27 protein-coding genes, 1 other RNA gene and 1 other annotated feature are annotated in these 25,536 nt (G+C 29.5%); of the genes, 1 reads left to right on the top strand and 27 read right to left on the bottom strand.

Annotated features, from left to right (window positions below; translation table 11 throughout):
* Positions 1-10: 10 nt before the first annotated feature.
* The 7 genes from BFN48_RS02865 to BFN48_RS02835 all read right to left on the bottom strand — a co-directional run bounded on the left by BFN48_RS02865 (position 11) and on the right by BFN48_RS02835 (position 5,470).
* A complete protein-coding gene (locus tag BFN48_RS02865; protein WP_069649352.1) occupies positions 11-958 on the bottom strand; it encodes an ADP-ribosylglycohydrolase family protein in 948 nt (315 codons plus the stop codon).
* Between the two features lie 71 nt (positions 959-1,029).
* Entirely contained in the window at positions 1,030-2,007 is a 978-nt protein-coding gene (locus tag BFN48_RS02860) for a YeiH family protein (protein ID WP_069649351.1), read from the bottom strand.
* Positions 2,008-2,087: 80 nt separating this feature from the next.
* Positions 2,088-2,429: RNase P RNA component class A (gene rnpB, locus BFN48_RS02855), an RNA gene on the bottom strand.
* Positions 2,430-2,506: 77 nt separating this feature from the next.
* Positions 2,507-2,935 carry a ribonuclease HI family protein gene (locus tag BFN48_RS02850; RefSeq protein WP_069649350.1) on the bottom strand — a complete coding sequence of 143 codons (429 nt, stop codon included), beginning with the start codon at positions 2,933-2,935 and terminating at the stop codon, positions 2,507-2,509.
* A 1-nt stretch (position 2,936) separates the two neighbouring features.
* On the bottom strand, positions 2,937-3,656 hold the full coding sequence (locus tag BFN48_RS02845) for a zinc ribbon domain-containing protein (RefSeq protein WP_069649349.1): 720 nt from the start codon (positions 3,654-3,656) through the stop codon (positions 2,937-2,939).
* Between the two features lie 25 nt (positions 3,657-3,681).
* Complete coding sequence (locus tag BFN48_RS02840; protein ID WP_083238751.1) at positions 3,682-4,785, bottom strand: Nif3-like dinuclear metal center hexameric protein; 1,104 nt, start codon at positions 4,783-4,785, stop codon at positions 3,682-3,684.
* Positions 4,775-5,470 carry a tRNA (adenine(22)-N(1))-methyltransferase gene (locus BFN48_RS02835; RefSeq protein ID WP_069649348.1) on the bottom strand — a complete coding sequence of 232 codons (696 nt, stop codon included), beginning with the start codon at positions 5,468-5,470 and terminating at the stop codon, positions 4,775-4,777. The genes BFN48_RS02840 and BFN48_RS02835 overlap by 11 nt, the downstream gene beginning before the upstream one ends.
* A gap of 135 nt (positions 5,471-5,605) precedes the next feature.
* Between BFN48_RS02835 and BFN48_RS02830 the strand changes: the two genes are divergently transcribed.
* Positions 5,606-5,785 carry a hypothetical protein gene (locus BFN48_RS02830; RefSeq protein WP_069649347.1) on the top strand — a complete coding sequence of 60 codons (180 nt, stop codon included), beginning with the start codon at positions 5,606-5,608 and terminating at the stop codon, positions 5,783-5,785.
* A 27-nt stretch (positions 5,786-5,812) separates the two neighbouring features.
* On the opposite strand, the gene rpoD is transcribed toward BFN48_RS02830, so the two are convergent.
* The 20 genes from rpoD to yqfC form a co-directional block, all read right to left on the bottom strand.
* On the bottom strand, positions 5,813-6,913 hold the full coding sequence (rpoD, locus tag BFN48_RS02825) for an RNA polymerase sigma factor RpoD (RefSeq protein ID WP_069649346.1): 1,101 nt from the start codon (positions 6,911-6,913) through the stop codon (positions 5,813-5,815).
* Positions 6,914-6,931: 18 nt separating this feature from the next.
* A complete protein-coding gene (gene dnaG / locus BFN48_RS02820) occupies positions 6,932-8,764 on the bottom strand; it encodes a DNA primase (protein WP_069649345.1) in 1,833 nt (610 codons plus the stop codon).
* A gap of 238 nt (positions 8,765-9,002) precedes the next feature.
* Entirely contained in the window at positions 9,003-10,013 is a 1,011-nt protein-coding gene (locus BFN48_RS02815) for a deoxyguanosinetriphosphate triphosphohydrolase (RefSeq protein ID WP_069649344.1), read from the bottom strand.
* 260 nt (positions 10,014-10,273) lie between these two features.
* A complete protein-coding gene (locus BFN48_RS02810) occupies positions 10,274-11,095 on the bottom strand; it encodes a pyruvate, water dikinase regulatory protein (RefSeq protein ID WP_069649343.1) in 822 nt (273 codons plus the stop codon).
* An 11-nt stretch (positions 11,096-11,106) separates the two neighbouring features.
* Entirely contained in the window at positions 11,107-11,748 is a 642-nt protein-coding gene (gene ccpN / locus BFN48_RS02805; RefSeq protein ID WP_069649342.1) for a transcriptional regulator CcpN, read from the bottom strand.
* Between the two features lie 84 nt (positions 11,749-11,832).
* Positions 11,833-13,914, bottom strand: coding sequence for a glycine--tRNA ligase subunit beta (glyS, locus tag BFN48_RS02800; RefSeq protein ID WP_069649341.1), 2,082 nt, complete (start codon positions 13,912-13,914; stop codon positions 11,833-11,835).
* The gene (glyQ, locus tag BFN48_RS02795; protein WP_069649340.1) at positions 13,904-14,791 is read right to left on the bottom strand and encodes a glycine--tRNA ligase subunit alpha; all 888 of its coding nucleotides are present in this window, start codon (positions 14,789-14,791) and stop codon (positions 13,904-13,906) included. The genes glyS and glyQ overlap by 11 nt, the downstream gene beginning before the upstream one ends.
* Before the next feature lie 100 nt (positions 14,792-14,891).
* Positions 14,892-15,062: a binding site (T-box leader), on the bottom strand.
* Positions 15,063-15,110: 48 nt separating this feature from the next.
* Positions 15,111-15,590, bottom strand: coding sequence for a DUF4342 domain-containing protein (locus BFN48_RS02790; protein WP_069649339.1), 480 nt, complete (start codon positions 15,588-15,590; stop codon positions 15,111-15,113).
* Between the two features lie 14 nt (positions 15,591-15,604).
* On the bottom strand, positions 15,605-16,351 hold the full coding sequence (recO, locus tag BFN48_RS02785; RefSeq protein WP_069649338.1) for a DNA repair protein RecO: 747 nt from the start codon (positions 16,349-16,351) through the stop codon (positions 15,605-15,607).
* A gap of 9 nt (positions 16,352-16,360) precedes the next feature.
* Positions 16,361-16,498 carry a YqzL family protein gene (locus tag BFN48_RS12065; protein ID WP_083238750.1) on the bottom strand — a complete coding sequence of 46 codons (138 nt, stop codon included), beginning with the start codon at positions 16,496-16,498 and terminating at the stop codon, positions 16,361-16,363.
* A gap of 117 nt (positions 16,499-16,615) precedes the next feature.
* A complete protein-coding gene (era, locus tag BFN48_RS02780; protein WP_069649337.1) occupies positions 16,616-17,503 on the bottom strand; it encodes a GTPase Era in 888 nt (295 codons plus the stop codon).
* A gap of 1 nt (position 17,504) precedes the next feature.
* Complete coding sequence (locus BFN48_RS02775; protein WP_069649336.1) at positions 17,505-17,915, bottom strand: cytidine deaminase; 411 nt, start codon at positions 17,913-17,915, stop codon at positions 17,505-17,507.
* Positions 17,916-17,926: 11 nt separating this feature from the next.
* Entirely contained in the window at positions 17,927-19,051 is a 1,125-nt protein-coding gene (locus tag BFN48_RS02770; protein ID WP_069649335.1) for a DUF3048 domain-containing protein, read from the bottom strand.
* Positions 19,052-19,069: 18 nt separating this feature from the next.
* Positions 19,070-19,660, bottom strand: a complete 591-nt coding sequence (locus BFN48_RS02765) for a DUF502 domain-containing protein (protein ID WP_069649334.1) — start codon at positions 19,658-19,660, stop codon at positions 19,070-19,072.
* Between the two features lie 42 nt (positions 19,661-19,702).
* Positions 19,703-20,401 (bottom strand): diacylglycerol kinase, encoded by a 699-nt coding sequence (locus BFN48_RS02760; RefSeq protein WP_069649333.1) that lies wholly within the window; start codon positions 20,399-20,401, stop codon positions 19,703-19,705.
* 15 nt (positions 20,402-20,416) lie between these two features.
* Entirely contained in the window at positions 20,417-20,881 is a 465-nt protein-coding gene (gene ybeY / locus BFN48_RS02755; protein ID WP_069649332.1) for an rRNA maturation RNase YbeY, read from the bottom strand.
* Positions 20,865-22,982, bottom strand: a complete 2,118-nt coding sequence (locus tag BFN48_RS02750) for an HD family phosphohydrolase (RefSeq protein ID WP_069649331.1) — start codon at positions 22,980-22,982, stop codon at positions 20,865-20,867. Before BFN48_RS02750 ends, ybeY begins: the two co-directional genes overlap by 17 nt.
* A gap of 23 nt (positions 22,983-23,005) precedes the next feature.
* A complete protein-coding gene (locus BFN48_RS02745; protein ID WP_069649728.1) occupies positions 23,006-23,929 on the bottom strand; it encodes a PhoH family protein in 924 nt (307 codons plus the stop codon).
* An 86-nt stretch (positions 23,930-24,015) separates the two neighbouring features.
* Positions 24,016-25,200, bottom strand: a complete 1,185-nt coding sequence (gene yqfD, locus BFN48_RS02740; RefSeq protein WP_069649330.1) for a sporulation protein YqfD — start codon at positions 25,198-25,200, stop codon at positions 24,016-24,018.
* Positions 25,201-25,212: 12 nt separating this feature from the next.
* Positions 25,213-25,491 carry a sporulation protein YqfC gene (gene yqfC / locus BFN48_RS02735; protein ID WP_069649329.1) on the bottom strand — a complete coding sequence of 93 codons (279 nt, stop codon included), beginning with the start codon at positions 25,489-25,491 and terminating at the stop codon, positions 25,213-25,215.
* Positions 25,492-25,536: the final 45 nt, after the last annotated feature.

Here is a 25,536-nt window from a genome sequence, read left to right as displayed (position 1 = left end):
TAATTGTTATTTAAATATTATTAATATTTAAGCTATCACTAAATTTCTCAGCTAATTTAATTATGTCTTTCTTCCTAGCAACTGCATCTATCCACTTTTTCGGTATAGCTTCTATACCATAATATATACCTGCAAGTCCACCTGTTATTGCTGCAATTGTATCTGTATCATTTCCTAGATTTACAGCTGTTAAAACTATTTCTTTATATCCATCCCTATTTAAGAAACACCAAAATACAGCCTCTAAAGTATCTACAACATAACCACTTGACTTTATTTCTTCTTTTTTTAGTCTTGCAATATCGTGTTCTAATATCCTGTTATATGAATCAAATTCGTTTCTAAAAACAGTATTAGAATAGAAATTAATAATATTCTCTTTCATGTTTTTATAGGCTTCCTTTTTTGAATAACCTTTCAAAAGATTTATTGCATATTCTACATATATACTACAAGCTAAAATACTTCTTGAATGTTTATGTGTAATCGAAGAAATTTTATATATTACATTATATTTTTCTTCATCTTTAAAGTTTTTTAAATAAAATGCTAAAGGTAGCACTCTCATAAGCGAGCCATTTCCGTTTGAATGTTCATCATCAAGTCCAGCTTGTTCAGGACTTACACCTTTAGAAATTTTTATAATAGCTTCTTTTGTTGTATTGCCTACATCAAAAGTTTTATTGTACGGTGTCCAGTAAGAATCATAATACCATCTTACAAACCTTTCTCCTATATCTTCTAAATCCAAGCCATTACATAAGCTCTCAACTAAACATAAAGTTAAAGAAGTATCATCTGACCATGTACCTGGTGGCTGATTATAAGTTCCATAACCAATCATATCTGTAACTGGTTCTTTTTTTAATTCTTCTCTTGATTTAAATTCAACAGGTACCCCAAGAGCATCTCCAACACAAAAGCCAAGTATTGCACCTAATATTTTATTTTTGCTCATTTTATCATCTCCTGAACTTACTTAATTTATTTTTCATGAGCATCATTTTTTTATCTTCTTTATCAACAAACTTAAATTAATTTTGTAATTATAAAATTAGTAGTTATTGATATTAAAGAAAATAAAATTAAACCAAATAAAAATGATTTTAGGCCTTTATCTTTAATGCCTTTTAAATCTACAGAAAGCCCCATTCCGACCATAGCCATAAGTATAAAAGTAGAACTTAATTTTACTAATATCATGGAGAGCTGATTTGGAATTATGCCTAATGAACTTATTATACCAGCTATTATAAAATAGAAAATATACATAGGAAATTTTACACTAGAGCTCTTTTCTTTTTTATTAAATATGAAACTTAGAACCATAGCTACAGGAATTAACATTACAACTCTACCCATTTTTACAAATGTACCTATTTCTCCTGCTTCACTTCCTCTAGCGAAAGCAGCTGCTATTGCATGAGCCACTCCTTGAAGGGACATTCCAGACCAAATTCCATATTCAATATCACTAATCCCTGAAGCTAAAGCTATAGCTGAATACATCAAAACTCCTATAGCTCCTAAAAAATTAATAATAGATACTGCAACTACAGAATCATCTTCATCTGCGTTTATACAAGGAGCCATTGCCACTATAGCAGAAGCTCCACATATACTGGAACCAACTCCTATAAGTATAGGGATTTTATTATTCATCTTAAATAATTTACCTAAAAAATAAGCAATTATTAAAACACTTGGTACAAATATTATTATCATTAAAATAACTTTAGGCCCAAGATTTAATAAAGACTTAAAGTTAAGCTTAAAACCTAGTAAAATAATTCCTACTTTTAAAAGCTTTTTTGCAGAGAATTTTATACCTGGTTTAAATATTTCTCTAGTTTCTAATAAATTATTATACAAAATCCCTATTATAATACCTATAGTTAAAGCTTCCAAATTCACAATATGCTTTATAGAATCATTAATAAATATAGAAATAAATGATATCAAATAAACAAACAAAATACCTGGTATTAACCTTTTAACATTTTCCACAAATATCACTCCCTTTTAACTTGCTGCTTTTATATTACAAGAAAACTCAAGGCCTATAAGCCTTGAGCTTTCACGATAATAAAACGAGTAAGCCTATAAGCCGAGTTCTGTATTTGACAGTCATCTATCTACGCCTATTGTCGCCAATAGGCTCTAGCGACCTACCAATCGGGACGGTGACGGGCCACCACCTTTTTATGTCCCTAACTTGGTCTTGCTCCAGATGGGGTTTACAGAGCCAGCTAGTCGCCTAGCTGCTGGTGAGCTCTTACCTCACCTTTCCACCCTTACCTACAAAAGCAGGCGGTATATTTCTGTTGCACTATCCTTGGGGTCGCCCCCACTGGGTATTACCCAGCATCCTGCCCTGTGGAGCTCGGACTTTCCTCATGCTAAACGCATGCGACTGTCTGACTTACTCGTTATTCTTTTTTTCACCGACAAAGAATACTATAACACAATAAATACTCTTAGTCAAATGGTAATTATAGCTAAGCTTTTATAGGCTATTTCTTTTAACGCTAATACTTTTTGTATCCATTGCTATATTTGCTAACTCATCGGCTCTTTTATTTTTTTCTCTTCTAACATGGTATATACTAAAATTATCAAACTGGCTAATTAAAGAGCTTGCTATTTCATAGAATGGTTTCATTCTTTCATTTTTAACTTTATATTCACCCTTTATTTGTTTAACTACTAATTCACTATCCATATAAAGTTCAATATCTTTTATACCCATCTCATAAGCTAGCTCCAAAGCTCTAACCAAAGCTTTATATTCAGCAACATTATTAGTTTGAACACCAATATATTGACTTAGCTCAAGTACTGTATTATTTAATTCGTCATATATAATAACACCAATACCAGCAAAACCAGGATTACCTCTTGAACCACCATCTGTGTGTATTATTGCCTTCTTCATTTTATTCCTCCTGCTTTTTATAATATAGAATCCTACCACAATTATCACAATAAGTAATACTATTACTATATTTTAGCTTTGATAATATTGATAGAGGGACTGCCATATAACAACCTGTACACTTATCTCCTTCTATCTCAACTACTGCCTTTCCTTTATTTTTTAATAATGTATAGAATTTTTTCAAACTGTTTTCATCTATGTCTGCTGATATTTCTTTGATTATCTCTTTTTCCTTTTTTATGTCTGCTTCTACCCTCTGTATTAAATTCTCATTTTCAGTAATTGTTTGTTTTAAGTTTCTCTTTAGTTCATCATAAGTCTTTTCAACTTCATCAATTTCACCTTTAAGATTATCGACTTCGTCCATTAATAATATTATTTCAGTTTCTATTTTTTCTATTTCTTCCTTTATTTTCTTATTTTCATTTTCCATATAAGTCAGTTGTTTTATGTCTCTAATTTTACCGCTATATAATTTATCTTCAATTTCTTTAACTTCATATTTCAATTGATTAACTTTACTATTATACCTATTAATTTTCATATTGTTTACTTCTAATCTCGTCTTTTTATTCTCCAAATCATATTCATATTGATGTATTTTGACCTTAAGTTCTTCTATCTCGTCTTTCTTGTTTAAATTCTTCAACTTTCTTTCTAACTTATTAAGTTCTAAATAATGTTTTTGTAACTGCCACAAAAGTTCTAATTGAATCATTAAATCCCCTCCTTACCCCCATTCATCAAAAAATTTCATAGGGGACACTATTAAAGTTACTTATATATATATCTATACTGTTACCAACCTTATTTTGTATATATTCTTTCAAGTATGGTAATATTACTTTTTCAGTATCATAATGATTTGCATCTATTAAAGACAACCCTAAGCTTATAGCTAATTGTGCTTCATGGTATTTTATATCTCCTGTTACCAGCACATCTGCTCCTTTTTTTGAAGCTGCTTTAATAAAATCAGCACCACTCCCACCACAAACAGCTACTTTTCTTATCTCCTTATTTACATCACCTATTACTTTGATAAACTTGCAATTAAGCTTTTCTTTAACATATTTTGCAAAACTACTTAGAGTAGTAACGTCTTGTAAATCACCGATTCTACCATACCCATAACCAAAACCTTCATTATTTAAAGGGTATATATCATAAGCTACTTCTTCATAAGGGTGTGTTTTTATCATATTTTCTATAACTGTATCTAAAATACTTTCTGGTACTATAGTTTCAATTCTTATTTCTTCTACTAATTCTACTTTCCCTTCAGTACCTATAAAAGGATTTGTCCCCTCTCTAGGCATAAAAGTTCCAAACCCTTTAATATTAAATGTACAATGACTATAATTCCCTATCCACCCACCTCCACTTTCAGTTATTGCATCTCTAACCTTTTCTTCATGTGTTTTAGGAACAAATACGACTAACTTGTACAACTTTTCTTCGTATAATTTGCTTAGTATCTTTGTGTTTCTTAACTGTAGTATATCAGCTAAAACATCATTTATGCCACCATTACATACATCTAAGTTTGTATGAGCACTATACACAGATATATCATGTTTAATAATGTCATAAAGTATTTTTCCTTTAGTATCATTCAAAGTAATTTTTGATATAGGATTAAATAAAATTGGATGGTGAGATATTATCAAATCAACATTTTTGCTTATAGCTTCTTGAACTACTTCTTCTGTAACATCTAATGTTAACATAATAGTTTTTACACTTTTATTAATATCACCAATTTGAAATCCGCAATTATCCCACTTATCGATTAATTTACTAGGAGCTATTTTCTCCATTATGTCTAATATTTCTTTAACAATCAATGGATTTTAATACCTCCTTCAATTTCTCATATTTTTTCTTTATTACATTTAGTTTTTCTCGTGCTTTTATTGATTCATTTACCCTAATCTTATGTAGTATATCTTCAGTCTCTCTTAACTTTTTCTGAATCAACTCTTTTAATAAAGGATCTTTATTCTCTATCAATTTTTTACCTATCTCAAAGTATATCTCATCTTTAACACTATCCTTACCATGCCCTACTAACATAACTTCATATATTTTATCTCCCTCTTTAGCTAACTTTTCATCAATAATTTTATAATTATGTTTAATTAAATACTTTCTTAGTTCATCAGACGCAATCATAGGCTGTAAAATGAAATTATCTATTGTTTCAGCAATTTTTCTTCCATCTTCAAGTATCTTTTTAATTAATAAACCACCCATACCAGCTATAATAACAGTATCTACTTCATTTGGTCTTAATGTTCTTAATCCATCACCCAATCTTAAATCTATCTTATGGTTTAATTTTTTCAAATCTACATATTTTTTAGCACTTTCAAGTGGTCCCTTATTAACATCTGAAGCAATAACTCTTTTAGAAATATTGTTTTCAATAAGATATACAGGTATATAACCATGATCTGTACCAATATCTGCAACAGAAGAATTATTTTTAACATAATCAGCTATTACTTTAAGCCTTGGTGATAACTTCATAACCCTACTCCTTTTATCTATATTTGCTTTTACATATAATAGTCCTTATTTATATTATACCATTACTATTTTAATTTACTTAAAAAATATATTAAAAACTGTTATTTTGGGAAAACTATTACTGAGGTGTTTGCTATGAATCGTAAACCAAATAAAATTAAAAACTTTTATGACATTCCAACCTTTACTTGGGGTGGTACAACACTTAATTGGCAAAAAGAAGCTGAAGAACTCAAAGACTATATTAATGAAAAAAACGATGATATTAAAACCAAGAATTCTAAAAAACGCTATTATCTAAGAGACCAAAATTAAAGATTCGCCTTTGGCGAATCTTTAATTTTATTCTAAAAAGTCTTTTAACTTTTTGCTTCTACTTGGATGTCTTAACTTCCTTAAAGCTTTTGCTTCAATCTGTCTAATTCTTTCTCTAGTTACATCAAATTCTCTACCAACTTCTTCTAATGTACGAGCTCTACCATCTTCAAGCCCAAATCTAAGGATTAAAACTTTCTGTTCTCTAGGCGTTAACGTATCTAATACTTCTACTAACTGCTCTTTAAGTAAAGTAAACGTAGCTGCTTCAGAAGGTGCTTGTGCATCATCATCAGGAATAAAATCGCCAAGATGGCTATCTTCTTCTTCACCAATTGGTGTTTCTAATGAAACAGGTTCTTGAGCTATTTTTAATATTTCCCTAACTTTTTCTTCTTCTAGATTCATCTCTTTAGCAATCTCTTCAGGAGTAGGTTCTCTTCCTAGAGTTTGTAGTAATTGTCTTGAAACTCTAATTAATTTATTTATTGTTTCAACCATATGAACAGGTATTCTAATAGTTCTTGCCTGATCTGCTATAGCTCTTGTAATCGCCTGTCTTATCCACCATGTAGCATAAGTACTAAATTTATAACCTTTTCTATAATCAAACTTCTCAACAGCTTTTATAAGTCCTAAATTACCTTCTTGTATTAAATCTAAAAAGAGCATTCCTCTACCAACATACCTTTTTGCTATACTTACCACTAATCTTAAATTTGCTTCAATTAATCTTTTCTTTGCTAATTCATCACCTTGTTCCATTCTTTTAGCCAATTCAATTTCCTCTTCTGCTGTAAGTAGTGGTACTTTTCCTATCTCTTTTAGATACATTCTAACAGGATCGTCTACACTAATTCCTTTAGGCAAAGATAAATCGTCTTCTGTAATTTCATGTATTTCTTCTTTTTCTAGTAATATTTCGTCTTCTTTATCTCCGACTATATCTATACCCATTTCCTCTAAGCCTTGATATATCTCATCTATTTGATCTGAATCAATATCTATCTCCTCTAATGTATCCATAATTTCTTTATATGTTAACATCCCCTGCTTTTTACCTTTTTCAATCAACTTTTTCATAGTATTTATTTTTACGTCTTTTTCTTTATCTTTTCCTTTGCTCATTTAGTTCCCTCCTTTCAGCTAAAACAAACAGTGTAGTTTTAAAGCTTTGTCTAATTCCATTAGCTCTAAACATAACTCCCTTAATTTTTCTTCCTCTCCTTCACTTATAACTTTCTTAGATTCTATAAGTTTTATCTCTTCTTTAATTTGCTTTCTTTTTATCTTCAACTTGTAATAATTTATTTTTTTTAAATAATCATCTACAGCCTTATCTCTTTCGCTATTCTCAAAATTTATTTCAATCGCCAGAACTTCATTTACTTTATCTAATTCAGAATCTGAAAAGTTATTAATAAGATCCTGCTTTATAATTTTCCTACCCTCTTTATAGCTATCATAAACTAATTCTGCAATTTTTCTATTTATTGGATCAAGAAAATCGTCTGGCGAAAAGTTTTCTTTTATTTTCTCGTATATATATTCGTCATTAATTAACAAATTTAAAAGGCTTTTTTCTGCAGTTAAATGACCAGGTTCCAAAACATTCTCTACTGGAACAATCTTACTTTTATTATTATTTCTATAATTCGTATTTATATACTTGTCCTTTAATCCGGTTTTAATACCTTTTACTCCGAAAATTTCTTTTCTTATAGCATCAACAGAAATATTAGTTTCATCAGAAACTCTATTAATATATACATCTCTTTCAACAGGGCTTGATATATTTTTTATATTCTGTGATATATTTTTTATAAAATCTACCTTCCCTTGAACAGTATTTATATCGAACTTTTTTTTATAATATAATATTTTAAAATCAATATAATCTAATGCAGTATCAAATAATTTTTCAAATGACTTCTTTCCAAATCTATTAATATATTCATCTGGATCTAAACCATCAGGCAAAACTATAACTCTAGGCTTAAACCCTATTTTCTTAAGTAAATCTAGCGCTTTATTAGATGCTTTTAATCCTGCATCATCTGAATCATAGCAAATATAAATACTATCGTTCCATCTCTTTAGCATTTTACCTTGATTTTCTGTAAAAGCTGTACCAAGAGAAGCTACGCTATAGACAATACCCTTATTATACAAAGAAATAACATCCATGTAACCTTCAACTAATAAGATTTTATCTATTTTTGAATTTTTATATACTAAATTTAAACCAAATAAGTTGTTGCCTTTAGAAAACACAAGAGTATCTGGAGAATTCAAATACTTAGGTACAGAATCATCTAATACTCTACCACCAAAACCTATAACTCTACCTCTTGTGTTTACTATAGGAAACATAACTCTATCTCTAAATCTATCATAGAAACCATTTTTACTTTGCCTCTCAATAATTAAACCTGCTTCAAGTAATTCTTCTTCCTTATAGCCCTTTGATACTAAGTATTTTAGTAAATCATCCCATGTTGAATTAGCATATCCAAGTCCAAAAGCTTTTATAGTATTATCTGAAACGCCTCTTTTTCTAAAGTAACTATAACCCTTGCTATTTCTCCTTAAATTATAGTAAAAATATCTAGCTGCTTCCCGATTTATTTGATAAAGTCTATTTTTTCTTCTTTCCAGTTCAACATTCTTTTTCATATTACTTTCATCAATTTCAATACCTGCTCTATCAGCTAACAGCTTAATGGCTTCTTTAAAGTCTAGGTTTTCATATTTCATTATAAAAGTAATTACATCACCGCCTACCCCACACCCAAAGCAATGGAAAATCTGCTTTGAAGATGATACAACAAAAGAAGGTGTTTTCTCATTATGAAAAGGACATAGTGCTTTATAGTTTGCACCAGTTCTTTTTAAATTAATGTATTGTGAAATAACTCCTACTATTTCATTTTTTTCTCTTATCTCTTGAATTAAATCTTCATTCAAGGAGCTTGACATAAATATCACCTTTTTTAATACTATTCGTCAAAAATAGACTTTTTTCCTTCCCTTCAAACAAAAAAAACTTTTATAAAATGGAAATATATTCTAAAAACATAAACATTTTTTATGGCAGGTTTTAATTATTCGACATATATCGATATATTCCTTCTTATTAAAAAAATTTTTTTTAAAATTTTATTAGTGTTTTATGGTTCTATTTGATTTTTATTGATTTTTTTACATTTTATACTGTTTATTTTTGCCACGGACGAGGAACAAAAATATCTTTAAAAACTCTAATTGCATATCTGTCAGTCATACCAGCAATATAATCACATACTATTTCTTCTTTAGTTCTATGAATAGTTTCATGATGTTTTCTATGCTCAACTGGTATTTTTTCGAAATTTTTATTATAATATTCATAAAGCTGTTCTATTATGAATTTCGCTTTATCCTCTTCTGATTTTGCTTTTTTATTCAAATAAACATTTTGGAACATAAAATCTCTAAGTTTATTAGTATAGTAACTAATTTCCTCACTCATTTTTATATCGTTTTTTTCATAACTATTTTTTATGATATCCACAATCATTGTATTTATTCTTTCACCATGTGTAAAACCCAACACTTCTATACAGTCTTTCGGTAAGTCCTTCTCAGATATTATTTTAGCTCTTAATGAATCATCAATATCATGATTTATATAAGCTATTCTATCAGCTATCTTTACTATTCTCCCTTCTAAGGTAACAGGATCTTTATCGCCTGTATGATTTAAAATTCCATCTCTTACTTCATACGTTAAATTTAAACCTGGTTTCCCATTATGAAACTCTAAATAATCAACTACCTTCAAGCTTTGTTCATTGTGCCTAAATCCTTTTGAAAAAATTTCATTTAAAACCTGTTCTCCCTTATGCCCAAAAGGTGTATGCCCCAAATCATGTCCTAAAGCAATAGCTTCTGCTAAGTCCTCATTTAATCTTAAAGCCCTAGCCAAAGTTCTTGAAATTTGTGCTACCTCCAACGTATGAGTAAGCCTCGTTCTATAATGATCTCCTTCTGGTGCAATAAAAACCTGAGTCTTATGTTTAAGTCTACGAAATGCTTTTGAATGAACTATTCTATCTCTATCTCTCTGAAACTCAGTTCTAATAGTGCACTTTTTCTCTTCAAATCTTCTTCTAGATTTAGAACTCAAAGCGGCATATTTAGAGAGGATGTTTTTTTCTAACTCCTCTGTTCTCAATCTTATATTCATCAGGCATCACCTTTTATTATTTTTTCGAAGATTTATAAAGCTATTATTTAATATATACAACATATACAAGTATAATCCTTCTATTTATTTCTTTAAAAACTAGCTTTTTAATTATTTGAACAAAATCTTCGATTTGAATAAATCAAGGTGGATTTTGTTGAAATCCATAAACGGAAATTATATTTGAAATTATCCACAATTTAATATGGAATATAATTTCCTATAGATTATAAAAAGAGTGCTTAGAAATAGCACTCTTTTTAAACTCTTAATAAGTTATTTTCCTTAATAATCTCCATAATTATGTTCGCACTTTCTTCAACTGCTTTATTTGATACATCAATTACAACACATCCTAATTTTTTCATTATCTTCTCTGAATATTCTAGTTCTTTTAATATTCTATCCATACTAGCATAACTAGCAGTATTGCTTAACCCTAATGCCTTTAATCTTTCTTTTCTTATTTCATTCAATTTTATAGGATTTGCAGTAAGTCCTATTATCTTTTTAGGGTCGATCTCAAATAATTCTTTTGGTGGAGATACTTCTGGTACTAAAGGTATATTGGCTACCTTTATATTCTTATGAGCTAAATACATACTAAGAGGAGTTTTAGAAGTTCGTGATATACCTACAAGAACAATATCTGCTAACTTAATACCTCTTGTATCTTTTCCATCATCATATTTTACTGCAAATTCAATAGCTTCTACTTTTCTAAAATACTTTTCGTCTAGTTTTCTAATAAGCCCTGGTTCTCTTTTTGGCTCGTGTCCAACAACATTTTTAACTGCATTTATTACTGGTGTCATTAAATCAATTGCTTGTATATTATATTTCTTTGCATTTTCAAGTATAAAATTCCTTAATTTTTCAATAACTATTGTAAAAACAATTATACAATTTTCACCTTTAGCTTCATCAAAAATTTCAACTATTTGCTCTTCTTCTGTAATATATGGAAATCTTTTAATATTATATTTTCCTGAATTAAATTGACTTATAGCTGCTCTAGCAACTTGTTCACCAGTTTCACCTATCGAATCTGATAAAACATATACAACCATTTCTTTTCCCATTTAACTACCCCCTAGCGATTTTTTGCTAAATCAACGAATATTTTTGTAATATTTGTTTTTGAAATCCTACCTACAACTTTATACCCTTTAACTCCATCAACCTCAGCATCTTCTACTACAGGAAGACTATCAACTTGATGCTCTATAATTTTTTCAGCAGCTTCAATAATATTTTCTTCTGGTTTTGCAACAACTATATTAGGCATTCTAGTCATTATTACTCCAACAGGTATTTTATTTATATCCATTCCACCTATAGCACTCTTAAGAAAATCCTTCCTTGAAACCACGCCTGCAAGTAATCCTTTTGAAACTACATAAACCGTTCCTACATCTTCTAAAAAAAGAGTCACTATTGCATCATAAACTGTAGTTGATTCATCAACAACGACAGGTAAAGACTTAATATCATTTACTTTAATTTCTTTCATATAATCTTTATAAAAATCTAAATTAGATTTTCCAGAATAGAAATAACCTACCTTAGGTCTAGCTTCTAAAATACCTGACATTGTAAGTATAGCCAAATCTGGTCTGAGAGTAGCTCTAGTTAAATTTAGTTTTTTTGCAATCGCTTCACTTGTTATAGGCTGATTTTTCTTAACTATATCAATTATCTGATTTTGCCTTTCAGTATATTGAATAACACTCACCTCTTTTCAAACAGGAATGTTTACTATATTTTATCAAATTGTATTTTTAAGATAAAGCCCACCCATTGGTGGACTTTGTTATAGTTATTTTATAACAATTTTTGATAAGTCACAAATCGAAAACATCATATCTGAAATTTTCTTAATTAAACCTAACCTATTATTTTTTATATCTTCATCCTCAACCATAACCATAACATTATCAAAGAAATTATCTATCGGCTCTTTCAAATCGATAAGAGTATCCAAAGCTTTATCATACTCTCTTTCTCTTAGATACTCATCAACTCTATCTTTTATACTAATGTAAACTCTATATAAATCACGTTCCTTATCTTCAATTAATAATTCCTCATTAACCATATCAGAACTTGCCTTTTTAGCTAGTTTAGTAACTCTATTAAAAGCAGCTATAATCTCACCTAATTCTTCTTTATTTATCCATTTATTAAGTTCTTCTGCCCTAATATAAAGCTCAGTTATATTGTCTAAACCAGTATATATAACTGCATCTACTACATCATATCTTATACCCATTTCTATAAACAGATTTTTTATTCTTATTTTAAAGAAATCTAATATTTCTTCTTTTACTTTTTCTTTATCAAACTCTAATCCTTTTGAATCTTTATATATAGATAATGCATAATCAATAAATTCCCCTAATGAAATGTGTAAATTTTTATCCAATATTATATTGATTATACCAAGTGATTGTCTTCTCAATCCATATGGATCTTGAGAACCTGTTGGCTGTATACCAATTGCAAAACAACCTGCTATTGTATCAATTTTATCAGCTATACTTAATATAGCACCAGCAGTAGTTGTAGGTAATTCATCATTTGCAAACCTAGGCAAATAATGCTCATAGATAGCCAAACTAACTATTTCATTTTCTCCAGATATTTTACCATATTCTCTACCCATAACTCCCTGTAGTTCAGTAAATTCGTAAACCATCTTAGTAACCAAATCAGCTTTTGAAAGATAAGCAGCTCTCCTTGCATCTTTTTTAGTTTCTTCTCCTACTTCTAGATATTCACTCATTCTTTCCACTAATTCTACAAGTCTAGTAGTTTTCTCATACATAGTTCCTAATTTATCTTGAAAAACAATATTTTTAAGCTCTTCTACATAGTCCCCAAGAGTTCTTTTTATATCTTCGTTATAGAAAAATTTAGCATCTTCTAATCTTGCTTCTAATACTTTTTCGTTACCTTTCGTTACAATATCTAAATATTCTTCATTACCATTTCTTACTGCAACAAAGTATGGCATCAGTCTACCCTTATCATCTACAACAGGATAATATCTTTGATGTTCTTTCATTGGAGTAGTAATAACCTCCATAGGTAATTTTAAATATTCTTCTTTAATTCTTCCTAACAAAGGTGTTGGATACTCAACTATATATGTTAGCTCTTCCAAAAGTTCTAAATCTTCTAATATATTTCCACCTTTACTTTTAACTAATCTATCACAGCCATGTTTTATTAAATTTTTTCTTTCCTCTTGGTCAACAATAACGTAATTTTCTCTTAACTTATCAATATATTCATCTACATTGCTAATCTCTATATCTTTTTTGCCTAAAAATCTGTGTCCTTTTGTTTTATTTGATACTAAAATACCATCTAAATCAAATTCTATAATCTCATTTTCTAATATTGATACTATCCATCTTATAGGTCTAGCAAATCTAAAGCTTTTTCCTCCCCATCTCATAGATTTAGGAAAGTTTATAGACTTTATAAGAGTTGGTATATTATCTTTTAGTACTTCTCTAATATTCTTCCCTTGTACAGTTTTATTTACATATACATAATCTTCTCCATTATATTCTTTTATAATAACATCTTCAGGACTAACTCCCTGCCCCTTAGAAAATCCAATTAATGCTTTTGTTGGATTACCATCTTTATCATACGCAATTCTCTTCGCAGGTCCCTTCACTAATTCATGCAAATCTTCTTGTTTTTCATTAAGTCCATATATAATAGCAACCAATCTTCTAGGTGTACCGTAAACTTTAATATCTTCGAAATCTATTCTCTCATCCTTAAACAAATTTTCAAACTTCTCTCTTAACTGACTAATAGTTTGCTCCATAAATCTTGCAGGTATTTCTTCTACACCTATCTCTAATAGGTACTTATATGTCATTTCTAGCACCTCCTTTTAATAGTGGAAACCCAAGCTCTTGCCTTTTTTCAATATATTTTGCTGCTACAAGTTTAGCTAAATTCCTAACTCTTCCAATATAGCTAGTTCTCTCTGCTACACTGATAGCACCTCTAGCATCTAACACGTTAAAAGTATGTGAACATTTTAAAACAAAATCATAAGCTGGGAAAACAAGCCCCTTTTCTATTAATTTTCTAGCCTGTTCTTCATATGTATTAAATAAACTTAAAAGTACATTTATATCAGCTTCTTCAAAACTATATACCGAATGCTCATATTCAGCCTGTTTGAAGATTTCACCATACTTTACTCCATCTACCCATTCAATATCAAAAATATTGTCAACATCTTGTAAATACATTGCAATTCTTTCTAGTCCATAAGTTATTTCAGCAGATTCTAATTCACAATTTATACTACCTATTTGTTGGAAATATGTAAACTGAGTAATTTCCATACCATCTAGCCAAACTTCCCATCCTAAACCCCAAGCACCTAAAGTTGGAGCTTCCCAATTATCCTCAACAAACCTAATATCGTGCTTTAATGGATCAATACCAATAGCTTTAAGACTTTCTAAATATAGTTCTTGCACATTATCTGGAGATGGTTTTAATATAACTTGAAGTTGATGGTGTTGATACACTCTATTAGGATTTTCACCATATCTAGCATCTGCTGGTCTTCTTGAAGGCTCAACATACGCTACCTTCCAAGGTTCTGGCCCTAAAGCCCTTAAAAATGTTTGTGGATTCATTGTTCCTGCACCTTTTTCAATATCATACGGTTGAACAACTATGCATCCTTTATCACCCCAGTATTTAAGCAGAGTCATTATCAAGTCTTGAAACTTCATCATCATTCCTCCCTATAATCTAGTTATTAAAATTTAATAACCCACTTATCGTTTTGGCTATATAAATACTCAATTAAAAAAACCTTTCATCCCCTTATAGTATAGGGACGAAAGGTTACTTCCGCGGTTCCACCCTATTTGATGCCATTTGGCATCCTCTTTAAAAGAATGCTCAGAAGCGCCCTTCATCAACGGATTATACTGGGCTCCCACCGTCCCCAGCTCGCTTGAATAATACCTATTGATTACTCCTCTTCATCATAGCATTTTTATGCTTTTGTTAAACATAATTTAGCAAATTATTATTTGTTTGTCAATATTATTCTTGTGTATCATCTTCAGCATTAAATTCTTCTTTTTTCTCTCTTCTTGCAACTCTTTTTACATTTTCAACCGTTTTTTCAGCTAAATCGTTTATGTTTACTACTTCTCCATTTTCTTTTACTATCTCTATAGTACATTTTGATAGAAATGCAGCTGTTAATCCAAAAATAGTTGCAGGAGGGGCTAATAAAGCTCCAATAGCTCCAGCTGTAACAGGAATATTCATTATTATTTCTCCATCTTTTTTAAGCTGTATCTTAGTTACATTACCTTTTCTTATTGATTCTCTTAGTTTTTCCAATAATTCATCGCCTATATTGGTAATGTTTTGTGACCATGATTTTTGGTTCTCTTCTATATATATTAGAGCTTCAACAACATCACCATTGCATTTTTCTAATATTTCTTTAGCCTCTTTATAACTAATTCCTGTCCTTTCTCTAAGTAAGTCAATTTTTTCCAATGTTATTTCCATAGAACATCCCTCCATTATTTTTCAATAGAATCCAAAAAATCAAGAGATTTAAAACTCTTTCTATCAGTATATTCTTTTAAATAATTTATTATAATTTCTTTAAGTTTAATCATAGTATCGTCATCTATCTTCATTTTATCTAACTTATCTAGTTCAGTATACATAAGAAACTCCATTGCTTTTAAAATATCCTTACTTATAGTATACCCTTCATAGTCTTTTTGTTTACAATTTTCACAAAGAATGCCACCACTTTTTATACTAAACACAACATTATTAACAGGTTTATTATTGCACAAAACACAAACTTTTAAATTTGGTTTATATCCAATAAAGCTTATGTATTTTAATTCAAAAGCACGTGCTAACTTTGAATAATTATCTTTTAAATTTCCTAAAACCTTTAGTGTTTTAATAAGTAAATCAAATAGAATAGGAATGGGATGTTCTTCAATTGTTGCACAGTCTACAAGCTCAAGAAAATATGTTGCATATGCTAATTTATATATATCTTCTCTTAATGAATAAAATGTATCTACTATTTCACCGCTATTTATATGATAAAAATTCTTACCCTTATATAAAATAAACTTGCTATAGCTAAAGACTTGAGAGCAAGATATTAAAGGACTTTTTTGCCTTCTCGCACCTTTAGCTATAGCTTGAATTTTGCCATTCTCTCTTGTATATATTGTAAGTATTTTATCCCACTCATGGTATTTAGTTTGACGTAAAACTATTCCCTCAACATTTAATAACATTATACACCTCTATATAACAATCCTAATTTCCTCATTATCTTTATTTTTCCTTTGCTTTAAATCAATCCTCTCACATTCTTTACAATACATAAAAGCATTTATATTACCTGTAGCCTGAAAAATTCTCCACATTTCGTTTTTTAACATTTTATGCCCCTCCCCAACGTTGTTCTATGTGTTATATTGTGGTTAATATGCAGTATTTTATTCTTTGAAAATTATAGTATTAAAGGAAAAATGAAAACAAAATGTGGTTTTTCAGAACTACTTGTAACCAAGCTGCCTTAAAAGATTTTCTTTTTCTCTCCAATCTTTCTTTACTTTAACCCATATATCAAGATAAACCTTACTACCTAATAATCTTTCAATATCAATTCGAGCCTCTTTACCTATTGCTTTTAATTTTTTGCCACCCTTACCAATTATTATACCTTTATGAGATTCTCTTTCGCAATATATTGTAGCATTTACATCTATAATATCTTTATCCTCTCTTTTTCTTACTAAATCAGTTTCTACAGCAATCCCATGTGGAACTTCTTGTTCTAAATTATGAAGTGCTTTTTCTCTAATAATTTCAGCAATAATTAATCTTTCAGGTTGATCAGTAATCATATCTTCTGGGAAGTACTTAGGTCCCTCAGGTAAATATTCCTTAATAGTTTTAAGAAACTTATCTATACCAGCACCATTTAGTGCTGAAATAGGAATTATATCTTCAAAGATGCCCATACTCTTATAATTGTTAATTATAATATCTATATCACTACTCTTTATTTTGTCAATTTTATTTATTAATAATATTTTTGGCGTTTTTACATTTTTTATTTGTTCTAAAATATACTTATCTCCAGGTCCAATTTTCAAACTATTATCAACCATTAAAACTACAACATCTACTTCATTAAGTGTATCTTTAGCCACCTTCACCATGTATTCACCTAATTTATTTTTAGGCTTATGAATACCAGGTGTGTCTAAAAATATTACTTGATAATCATCTTCTGTATAAACACATTGTATTTTATTTCTAGTCGTTTGAGGTTTATTTGAAATAATACTTATTTTTTCTCCTACAATACAATTTAACAAAGTTGATTTACCAACATTAGGTCTTCCAATTACTGATACAAAACCTGATCTATAGCTCATATTATTTCCCCCCAGTTTCAATATTTAAATCTTCAGGACCAAAGCTGTGAGGAAACAGTTCTTCTAAATCATATTCTTTATAATCATCTTCAGATTTTGCAACAATAATTTTTATATTTTTACCAAATTCCCTTATAACTTGTCTGCATACACCACAAGGATAAGTATACGTTTTAGAATCTCCAACTATTGCTATTGCTACAAACTCTCTATCTCCTTCAGATACAGCTTTAAATATAGCAGTTCTTTCTGCACAATTAGTTGGAGTATATGAAGCAGATTCTATATTACAACCTGTATAAATTTTTCCATCTTTTGTCAATAATGCTGCTCCTACATGAAAATTTGAATACGGTGCATAAGATTTTTCTTTTGCTTCTAACGCTTTTTTTATAAGTTGTCTTTTGTCCATAAGTTTACCTCCTATTCAATAGTTACTTTAGTACTAGGCTTAACTACCTGAATCCAAGTATTACCTGGATTTAGTTTTATTCTATTACCTGATAGGTCGAAATATAAAGTCTTACTTTCCCTAGTTTTTTTCTCCCAACCTATATCTATAGCTTTTCCATTGGTAATATAGATACCTTTACCTTTTCCTACAAGCTCAATAGCAAGTCTACCATAACTATCTATTACTTTTGTCTTTGCTCTTTGTATAATTATATTCTTAGCTGTTATAATACTTTTATCTAATTCATCTACATGAAGTTTACCATCTTTATATCTTTTATATACTTTATCTTCCTCATCATAAACATATTTAGTAGTATTATTGTCGAAATATTCTATTTTAACGGTATTAGCTTGAATACCATCTATATTAATATCTTCTTTATTAAATTCAAATGCTTCAAAATTACCTTTAAGTCTATATTTACGCTCCTTCTGTGTCTTTCTAATAACCTCCATACTTGTATATAAGTTATGTGGTTTTCTTTTACCTGTCTTATTATATCTCCAAAAAACTCTTTTAGAACTAGTTAAAGCATCTATATCTGCTATCTTTAATTTCTTTACATCTGCTTTCGCTGCTTCACTACCTCCACATCTTACATATACAGGGTCATATTCTAGTAATGTAGTTATAAAATAAGGTCTCGCACTTCTTACAGGCCCTATAAGTTCTGGTTCATTCAGTAAAAACAAAGCCATATATCTAGTATATTTACCTTCTACTAAAAATTCATAAATTATTTCAGCTTGACTTATACCTGACTGCCATCTAGCTCTTGGATGATTATCATACATAACTGCTACAGGTCTTCTTAAAACTTTTTCTTTTGGTGCATAAATGCCACTCAATGGCGATTGTATTAAATCATCTGCTTTGTTAGTATTATTATCATCATTCTCATCACTTATTATATTTTCTTTTTCATTCTCCTCATTTTCTTTAATATTTTCTTCTATTTTATTATCTTTATTATTACTTTCTTCTTTAGCTATAGTGGGTTTTGGAGCTGTTACATTTTTTTGAGTACATCCAAATAACGAACTTATTAGTACAATTGTTACTATGAAAAGTAAACCCATTCTCTTGTGCATTTTCATTCCTCCCAATGTTTACTTTGTTTCTGGAGTCACTAACCCACCAGATACAATTAGCTTTATAGCTTCCTCTACATCCATATCTAAATAAGTAACTTTATCTTTAGGAACTATAATAAACATACCTGAAGTTGGATTTGGAGTAGTTGGTATAAATAAACTTACACACTCAGCTTTTGTCTTTTCAGATATTTCTTTTGGCGATTCTGATGTTATAAATCCAATAGTATATACCCCTTCTTTAGGATATTCAACTAAAACAGCTTTTTTAAAAGCATCATTTTTCTTTAGAAATAATGTATCTACAATTTGTTTGATTGAAATATAAATAGTCTTGACTAACGGAATTTTTATAATAATTTTCTCTGTAAAATGCAATATTTTCTTACCAAAATAATTTCTTGCTATAACGCCTATTGCAAAAATAATAGTAAAAGTTAATATAACTCCAACACCAGGAACTTCAATACCAAGTAAACCTTTAAGAGGTATATTAAAAAGGTTATCAATAAAGCTAAAAAACAAATACATTATATAAAGACTTCCAGCTATAGGTAATATTATTAAAAACCCTGTTATAAATATATTTCTAATCCCTCTTAACATTTTACCTCCACTTCCTGTATTTATTTTTTAATTAGTTTATTATTAACCAATAAACTGAAATACTAATACTGTCAAAAGTATCCCTAATAAAGCACCAAAAAATACTTGAAAAGTCGAATGAATTCCACCTTCAATTCTACTTTGCCCTACTAAAAACGCTATAAGAAAACTCAATGTTGTAACTAAAGTATTCTTTCCAATAAAGGTTATTGCTGTTGCTGTAGCAAACGCAACAGCAGCATGTCCACTAACCAAGCCTCCTTTAAAAGGCGTGCCTGTATTTGTTAATGTTTTTACATATATCGTAATTATAAGAACTAGAAAAATACTTATAAAAGTTAAATGTACAGGTGAATTTTTAATCTTTATAATAATTAAACTAGTATAAGGATTAACTCTATCAAATAACAATAAATATGCTACAACTACTGAATTTATTGCTGAAATTAATACTGCTCCTGCTGCAACATTTTTTGCAATCTCTGCTAAAGGATGATACTTATCAGTAATCAAATCTATTGTCTTTTCAATAGATGTATTAATCATTTCCGCAATTATTACCAGGGAAATAGCAAATATCAACAGCAATAATTCCGTTCTAGAAAAGTTAAAAAAAAGACTAAGGAACAATACTAAAAAAGCAGCAATAAAATGTATTTTCATGTTCCTTTGAGTCTTTAATGTATAAATTATCCCAGAAACTGCGTAATTAAAGCTATCTATCAGCCTTCTAACTTTCATTATCAACACCAACCGTTAATTGTATTCAGCTTTAAAAATCTTTAGGCGCTTCATTACTTCCTTTTCCTTTTGCCTCATTACTAATTTCTCTTCCTCTGTTTCATGATCGTAGCCCATAAGATGGAACATACTATGAGCTGTCAAATATGCAACTTCTCTCTTGAAGGAATGACCAAATTCAACTGATTGCTGTAAAGCTTTTTCGGCTGAAATAACAATATCGCCTAAAATTGGTGTGTAATCCTCACCTATTTCATCATCTTCCATCGGAAAAGATAGCACATCTGTAGGACTATCCTTTCCTCTGTATTCCCTATTTAGTTGTCTTATTTCTTCATTATCAACAAATGAAACACTAACCTCATAATTAGTACTCAAACCTTCTAACTTAAAGCATTCAAGAATAACGTTTTTGACAGCCTCTTTAACATCTTCTTCAATAATCACTTTATCCTGTCTATTATCAATTAGTAGCTCCATTAAGTTTTCCTCCCTTAAGTTCATTCAAATCAAGCTTAGGATACTCAATTCTTTCATGGAATATTCCTAAAAGTATATTTAAAAATGAATTTGCAATAGTATCTAAATCCTTCAGAGTTAAATCACACTCATCTAATTGCCCATCATTTAGTTTATTCTTGATTATCTCTCTCACTAAACCTTCTATCTTACCTTTTGTTGGCTCCTTCATAGACCTTACAGCCGCTTCTACAGAATCAGCTAGCATAATAATTGCTGCTTCCTTTGTTTGCGGTTTAGGTCCTTCATACCTAAAACTCTCTTCTTGAACATGCTCTGAATTTTCACTATTTAGAGCTTTATGATAAAAATATGCAACAAGAGTATCTCCATGATGTTGTTTAATAATATCTATTATTATTGAAGGTATTTTAAACTTTCTTGCCATTTCAGCTCCATCTTTTACATGATTAGTTATTATTAAAGTACTTAAGCTTGGATTAATTTTGTCATGTGGATTTTCAGAATTCAATTGATTTTCTTTAAAGAAATAAGGTCTCTTTAATTTACCTACATCATGGAAATATGCACCTGCTCTAGCTACTAATGGGCTAGCTCCTACAGCTTCAGCAGCTGCTTCGCTTAAATTTCCAACTATTATACTGTGATGATAAGTTCCAGGTGCTTCTAATAACAATCTTTTTAACAATGGGTGATTTGGATTGCAAAGCTCTAATAATTTCAATGGCGTTACGATACCAAATACACTTTCCCATAATGGAAGCGAGCCTATTGTTAAAATAGCACTAAATATTCCGTTAAGAACCCCATACATAACTTTATTTAATAACAGAATAACCTCTGTATCTATTATTAAACCAAATGCCAGTATAGTCAATAAGTTAGTCGCACTAACTATCAAACCTGTTAAAAATATATTGTGCCTTTGGTATGAATTTATTACTCCTACAGCTCCGACAGAACCTCCTATAAGGGACATTACGATAATATTTACATCATTACCTGTAACAATACCTATCATTATAGTTAATACACAGTTAATTAATATAGCTAACTTAGGATTTACAAGTATAGAAATCAGCATAGTAGCTGCCGAAATAGGTACTAAATATCCTGAAATACCATATATACTCTTAGAAATTATTATTGTAGTCAGTATAATAATGGACAATATTATTAAGAATTTTGTACTCTCTAAAATCTCTCTATTAAATATATACAGATAAGCTACTATAACTAGCTCTAATAGTGCAACTATAAGCAATGCTCCTACTATTAAACTATAATCAGGACCATCACTTTCTTTAAGCAAACCTGTCTTTTTTATTAGTTCTAAAGTCTTTACATCAATTTTCTCACCTTTTCTGATAATAAGCTGTCCTTCTTTCACAATAACAGGTTCTACAGAATTAGCTGCTTCTTGTTGTTTTTGTCTTGTAGTTTCAATGTCTAAAAATCTATTAGGTTTAATAGTATTATTTACAATATTTATTCCCAGTCCTTTTAGGCTATCTGAAAGACTATCTAAGCTATTAAAAACCTTTTTTACATTTTCTTTTTCATACTCTAATTCTTCCTCTTTTATACCTGTTCCCATAATTTGTGCTACTATATCATATATATTGCTCTCAAGCATTTTTAACTTTTCCTTGTCAGCACTCATAATTGCTGAATAGTCATTCTCAGATAAATTAATATTTGACTGCTGTTTAAGCAAGGAAATTTTCATATTAATATTTAAATCTTCATAACTTTTCAAGTTATAAACAAGCTCAAAAAACTGTTTTATTTCATTTTTTACTTTTACTTGAATTGTTGGGTCTATCTTATGTCTTGGTTCAACATTATCTATAGCTTTCTCTTTCAACTGATTTGTTGTTATCTCATCTACTATATCTTTAGTAGCTATTATATCAACTGGAGCAATATCTCCAACACTCACACTAATTTTTTCTGGTGCTATACTATCTACCACTATTAACAAGAGTAATACAGTAAATACTAAAGCAATAAATATTTGTTTTACAAGTTGGTTTTTAAAAATTTTTAATATAGGGCTGGCAAAAAGTTTGTCCAACCTTTCCTTATTAGCATCTAGCATGGAATTCCCTCCATACGTATTAATTATTTTTGTTTCTTTCTATTCTCAAATTTATCATATGCCTCTATAATCCTTTGAACTAATTGATGTCTAACAACGTCTTGTTTACCTAAATAAATGAACTCTATACCCTTAATACCTTCTAATATCTGTGATACTTGTTTTAAACCAGAAGGTTTTCCATTAGGCAAATCTATTTGTGTAATATCTCCAGTTATTATTGCTTTTGATCCAAAGCCTAATCTAGTCAAAAACATCTTCATCTGTTCTGGAGTAGTATTTTGTGCTTCATCTAGTATTATAAAGGAAGAATCTAATGTTCTACCTCTCATATAAGCCAATGGTGCTACTTCAATAAGTCCTTTTTCCATATACTTCATATATGTTTCAGCACCTAATATATCAAAAAGTGCATCGTATAAAGGTCTTAAATATGGATCTACTTTGTCTTGCAAATCTCCAGGTAAAAATCCCAATTTTTCTCCTGCTTCAACAGCTGGTCTAGTTAGTATTATTCTATTTACTTCTTTATTTTTAAAGGCAGTTGTTGCCATAGCCATAGCCAAATATGTCTTACCTGTACCAGCAGGTCCAATACAAAAAACTACATCATTTTCTTTAATAGCATTAATATATCTTTTCTGCCCTAAAGTTTTCGGCTTAATACTCTTACCACTTGCTGTAATACATATAGTTTCATCTAAAAGCTCCTTAATCTTATCCTCGTTTCCTTCATATATTAGCTGTATTGCATATCTTATTCTTTGTTTAGTTAACCTACCTTCACTCTTTATCATTTCTATTAATTTTGATATTAATTTCTCAGCAATAGAAATATTAGGCTCTTGACCAATAATTCTTATCTCGCCCTGTCTAGATACAATATCAACACCAAACTCTTTTTCTATAATTTTAATATTTTCATCAAGATTGCCATAAAGTTCCATTATAAAATCGTTATCTTCTACTTTAACCCTTTTTTCAAATATTTCTCTTTCCAATCTTATCCTCCCAACTATTATTGTATTTTAAACTAATGTATTTTCTGTTTCTCACCAATCTCTTCAATTACTTCAATACTAACTCTAGTAATAAGAACATTATCTTCAATAGAATAATTAACATCTTTTGCTACAACTTTTGCGCCTTCAGGTAATTCGTCCATTATCATTTGTACACCTTTTACAGATTGCATTTTCTTTAACGCCTCGACATTTTGTTTTACCTTAATAATTTCAACTTCTTTATATTTATGAACTACAATTTCTAAAGGCAATTCATGACCTAAAATCCTGATTAATTTTTTACTTTTTTTATCTTCAATATAATTTTTATAAGGTATTTCTTTATTATTTAAAAGCAAACTATAATTACCTACTTTAATTTCTCTAACCAAGTAATAATTACCTGTTTCTTCCTCAACTTTTTTTATAATAGGTTCTTCTAACTCTTTAATATACAATGTTTTCCCTAAAACAGTACCATCAGAATGTACTAATAAAGGATTTTCAAGTTTTTCATCTTCAATTATACCTGAAATTAAAACCTGACCCTTCTTTACAATATCACCCTTTTCCACAACACTTTTTCCATTTTTAGCTATAACTTTTACAATAACTGCTTTTTTCTTAGCAACAATATTACATGGTACATCTTCTTTTATAGCAGGTGGTATTATATCTCTCTCCTTAACCTCAACTAAAAGTTTTGTGCCTATTATCTCCATATTAACAAATGATATATTTTCAATATCCCTTAGTATGCTTCTCTTCAATTCAGGTATATCTACTTCTGACTTTGAAATCCCTGGCTTAACATCCATTTTTGCTAAATAATCAATTATAAGTTTGCTATCTATATTCTTGTTACCTATTACCTCAATTTCCCAGATGAAAGAAGTTAAAAAAACTATTATACCTACTGCTATAGCAAATCCAAATGCTAACATCTTTCTGTACTTTAATTTATGGACTAAAAAAGGGAAGCCCTTTTTCTCAATAATGTAGACTCTACAGCCAACTTTTCTCACTACTTCCCTCAAAGCCTTAAAACCTTTCAATCCTACTTTTGCTTCTAAAGTTGTGTAATCATATCTTACAATATCCCATAAATATATTCCCTTAGCTATAGAAAGATTAATAAATCTCTCCAAAGTAAGTCCTTCAATCTTAATAATAACATATCCACGAAAATAATTCCATATTCTTATAACTAGCATTGACTACACCTCTCAGCTTACAAATTCAACTATTTCAATTTCCCCCACTACTATAACTTCTTCAGTAACAATAGTCCTGATTGTTAAATCCTTTCCAATAATCCTTAGTATACCAATATTTGTATTAATACGAATTCTTTGTTTACTGTATTCAATAATTCCTTTATGATTCTCTATATATATTTGTAAATTGCCTATCAATGTAATCTTAGGCAAATCCAGAACTATGTCTTTTGGTAGTTCTAGTATTTCTGATATGGTCGATTTAATATCATCTACCTTTCTTTTCACAAAAAGCCCTCCTTATATAAAAAAGTTATGCTAGTTATTATACAT

Source organism: Caloranaerobacter ferrireducens (genome assembly GCF_001730685.1).
GTDB classification, from domain to species: Bacteria; Bacillota; Clostridia; order Tissierellales; family Thermohalobacteraceae; genus Caloranaerobacter; species Caloranaerobacter ferrireducens.
Note: the sequence above shows the minus strand (reverse complement) of the source record. Positions and strands in the feature narration are given on the sequence as shown.

What these genes read in the sequence shown, in the direction of transcription:
- BFN48_RS02810 (WP_069649343.1), bottom strand. Translation starts at nt 11,095, where the DNA reads ATGGGAAAAGAAATGGTTGTATATGTTTTATCAGATTCGATAGGTGAA.
- BFN48_RS02830 (WP_069649347.1), top strand. Translation starts at nt 5,606, where the DNA reads ATGAATCGTAAACCAAATAAAATTAAAAACTTTTATGACATTCCAACC.
- glyS (WP_069649341.1), bottom strand. Translation starts at nt 13,914, where the DNA reads ATGACATATAAGTACCTATTAGAGATAGGTGTAGAAGAAATACCTGCA.
- BFN48_RS02845 (WP_069649349.1), bottom strand. Translation starts at nt 3,656, where the DNA reads ATGATTCAATTAGAACTTTTGTGGCAGTTACAAAAACATTATTTAGAA.
- recO (WP_069649338.1), bottom strand. Translation starts at nt 16,351, where the DNA reads ATGTTATTAAATGTTGAGGGAATAGTTTTACGTCAAACTAAATACCAT.
- BFN48_RS12065 (WP_083238750.1), bottom strand. Translation starts at nt 16,498, where the DNA reads ATGTTAAAAAACGAAATGTGGAGAATTTTTCAGGCTACAGGTAATATA.
- glyQ (WP_069649340.1), bottom strand. Translation starts at nt 14,791, where the DNA reads ATGAAGTTTCAAGACTTGATAATGACTCTGCTTAAATACTGGGGTGAT.
- era (WP_069649337.1), bottom strand. Translation starts at nt 17,503, where the DNA reads ATGAGCTATAGATCAGGTTTTGTATCAGTAATTGGAAGACCTAATGTT.
- BFN48_RS02865 (WP_069649352.1), bottom strand. Translation starts at nt 958, where the DNA reads ATGAGCAAAAATAAAATATTAGGTGCAATACTTGGCTTTTGTGTTGGA.
- BFN48_RS02760 (WP_069649333.1), bottom strand. Translation starts at nt 20,401, where the DNA reads ATGAAAGTTAGAAGGCTGATAGATAGCTTTAATTACGCAGTTTCTGGG.
- BFN48_RS02775 (WP_069649336.1), bottom strand. Translation starts at nt 17,915, where the DNA reads ATGGACAAAAGACAACTTATAAAAAAAGCGTTAGAAGCAAAAGAAAAA.
- BFN48_RS02835 (WP_069649348.1), bottom strand. Translation starts at nt 5,470, where the DNA reads ATGAAGTTATCACCAAGGCTTAAAGTAATAGCTGATTATGTTAAAAAT.
- BFN48_RS02850 (WP_069649350.1), bottom strand. Translation starts at nt 2,935, where the DNA reads ATGAAGAAGGCAATAATACACACAGATGGTGGTTCAAGAGGTAATCCT.
- BFN48_RS02790 (WP_069649339.1), bottom strand. Translation starts at nt 15,590, where the DNA reads ATGGAAATAACATTGGAAAAAATTGACTTACTTAGAGAAAGGACAGGA.
- rpoD (WP_069649346.1), bottom strand. Translation starts at nt 6,913, where the DNA reads ATGAGCAAAGGAAAAGATAAAGAAAAAGACGTAAAAATAAATACTATG.
- yqfD (WP_069649330.1), bottom strand. Translation starts at nt 25,200, where the DNA reads ATGCTAGTTATAAGAATATGGAATTATTTTCGTGGATATGTTATTATT.
- BFN48_RS02750 (WP_069649331.1), bottom strand. Translation starts at nt 22,982, where the DNA reads ATGCTAGATGCTAATAAGGAAAGGTTGGACAAACTTTTTGCCAGCCCT.
- BFN48_RS02765 (WP_069649334.1), bottom strand. Translation starts at nt 19,660, where the DNA reads ATGTTAAGAGGGATTAGAAATATATTTATAACAGGGTTTTTAATAATA.
- dnaG (WP_069649345.1), bottom strand. Translation starts at nt 8,764, where the DNA reads ATGTCAAGCTCCTTGAATGAAGATTTAATTCAAGAGATAAGAGAAAAA.
- ybeY (WP_069649332.1), bottom strand. Translation starts at nt 20,881, where the DNA reads ATGGAGCTACTAATTGATAATAGACAGGATAAAGTGATTATTGAAGAA.
- BFN48_RS02815 (WP_069649344.1), bottom strand. Translation starts at nt 10,013, where the DNA reads ATGAATATAAGATTGAGAACAGAGGAGTTAGAAAAAAACATCCTCTCT.
- BFN48_RS02745 (WP_069649728.1), bottom strand. Translation starts at nt 23,929, where the DNA reads ATGGAACTTTATGGCAATCTTGATGAAAATATTAAAATTATAGAAAAA.
- BFN48_RS02770 (WP_069649335.1), bottom strand. Translation starts at nt 19,051, where the DNA reads ATGCACAAGAGAATGGGTTTACTTTTCATAGTAACAATTGTACTAATA.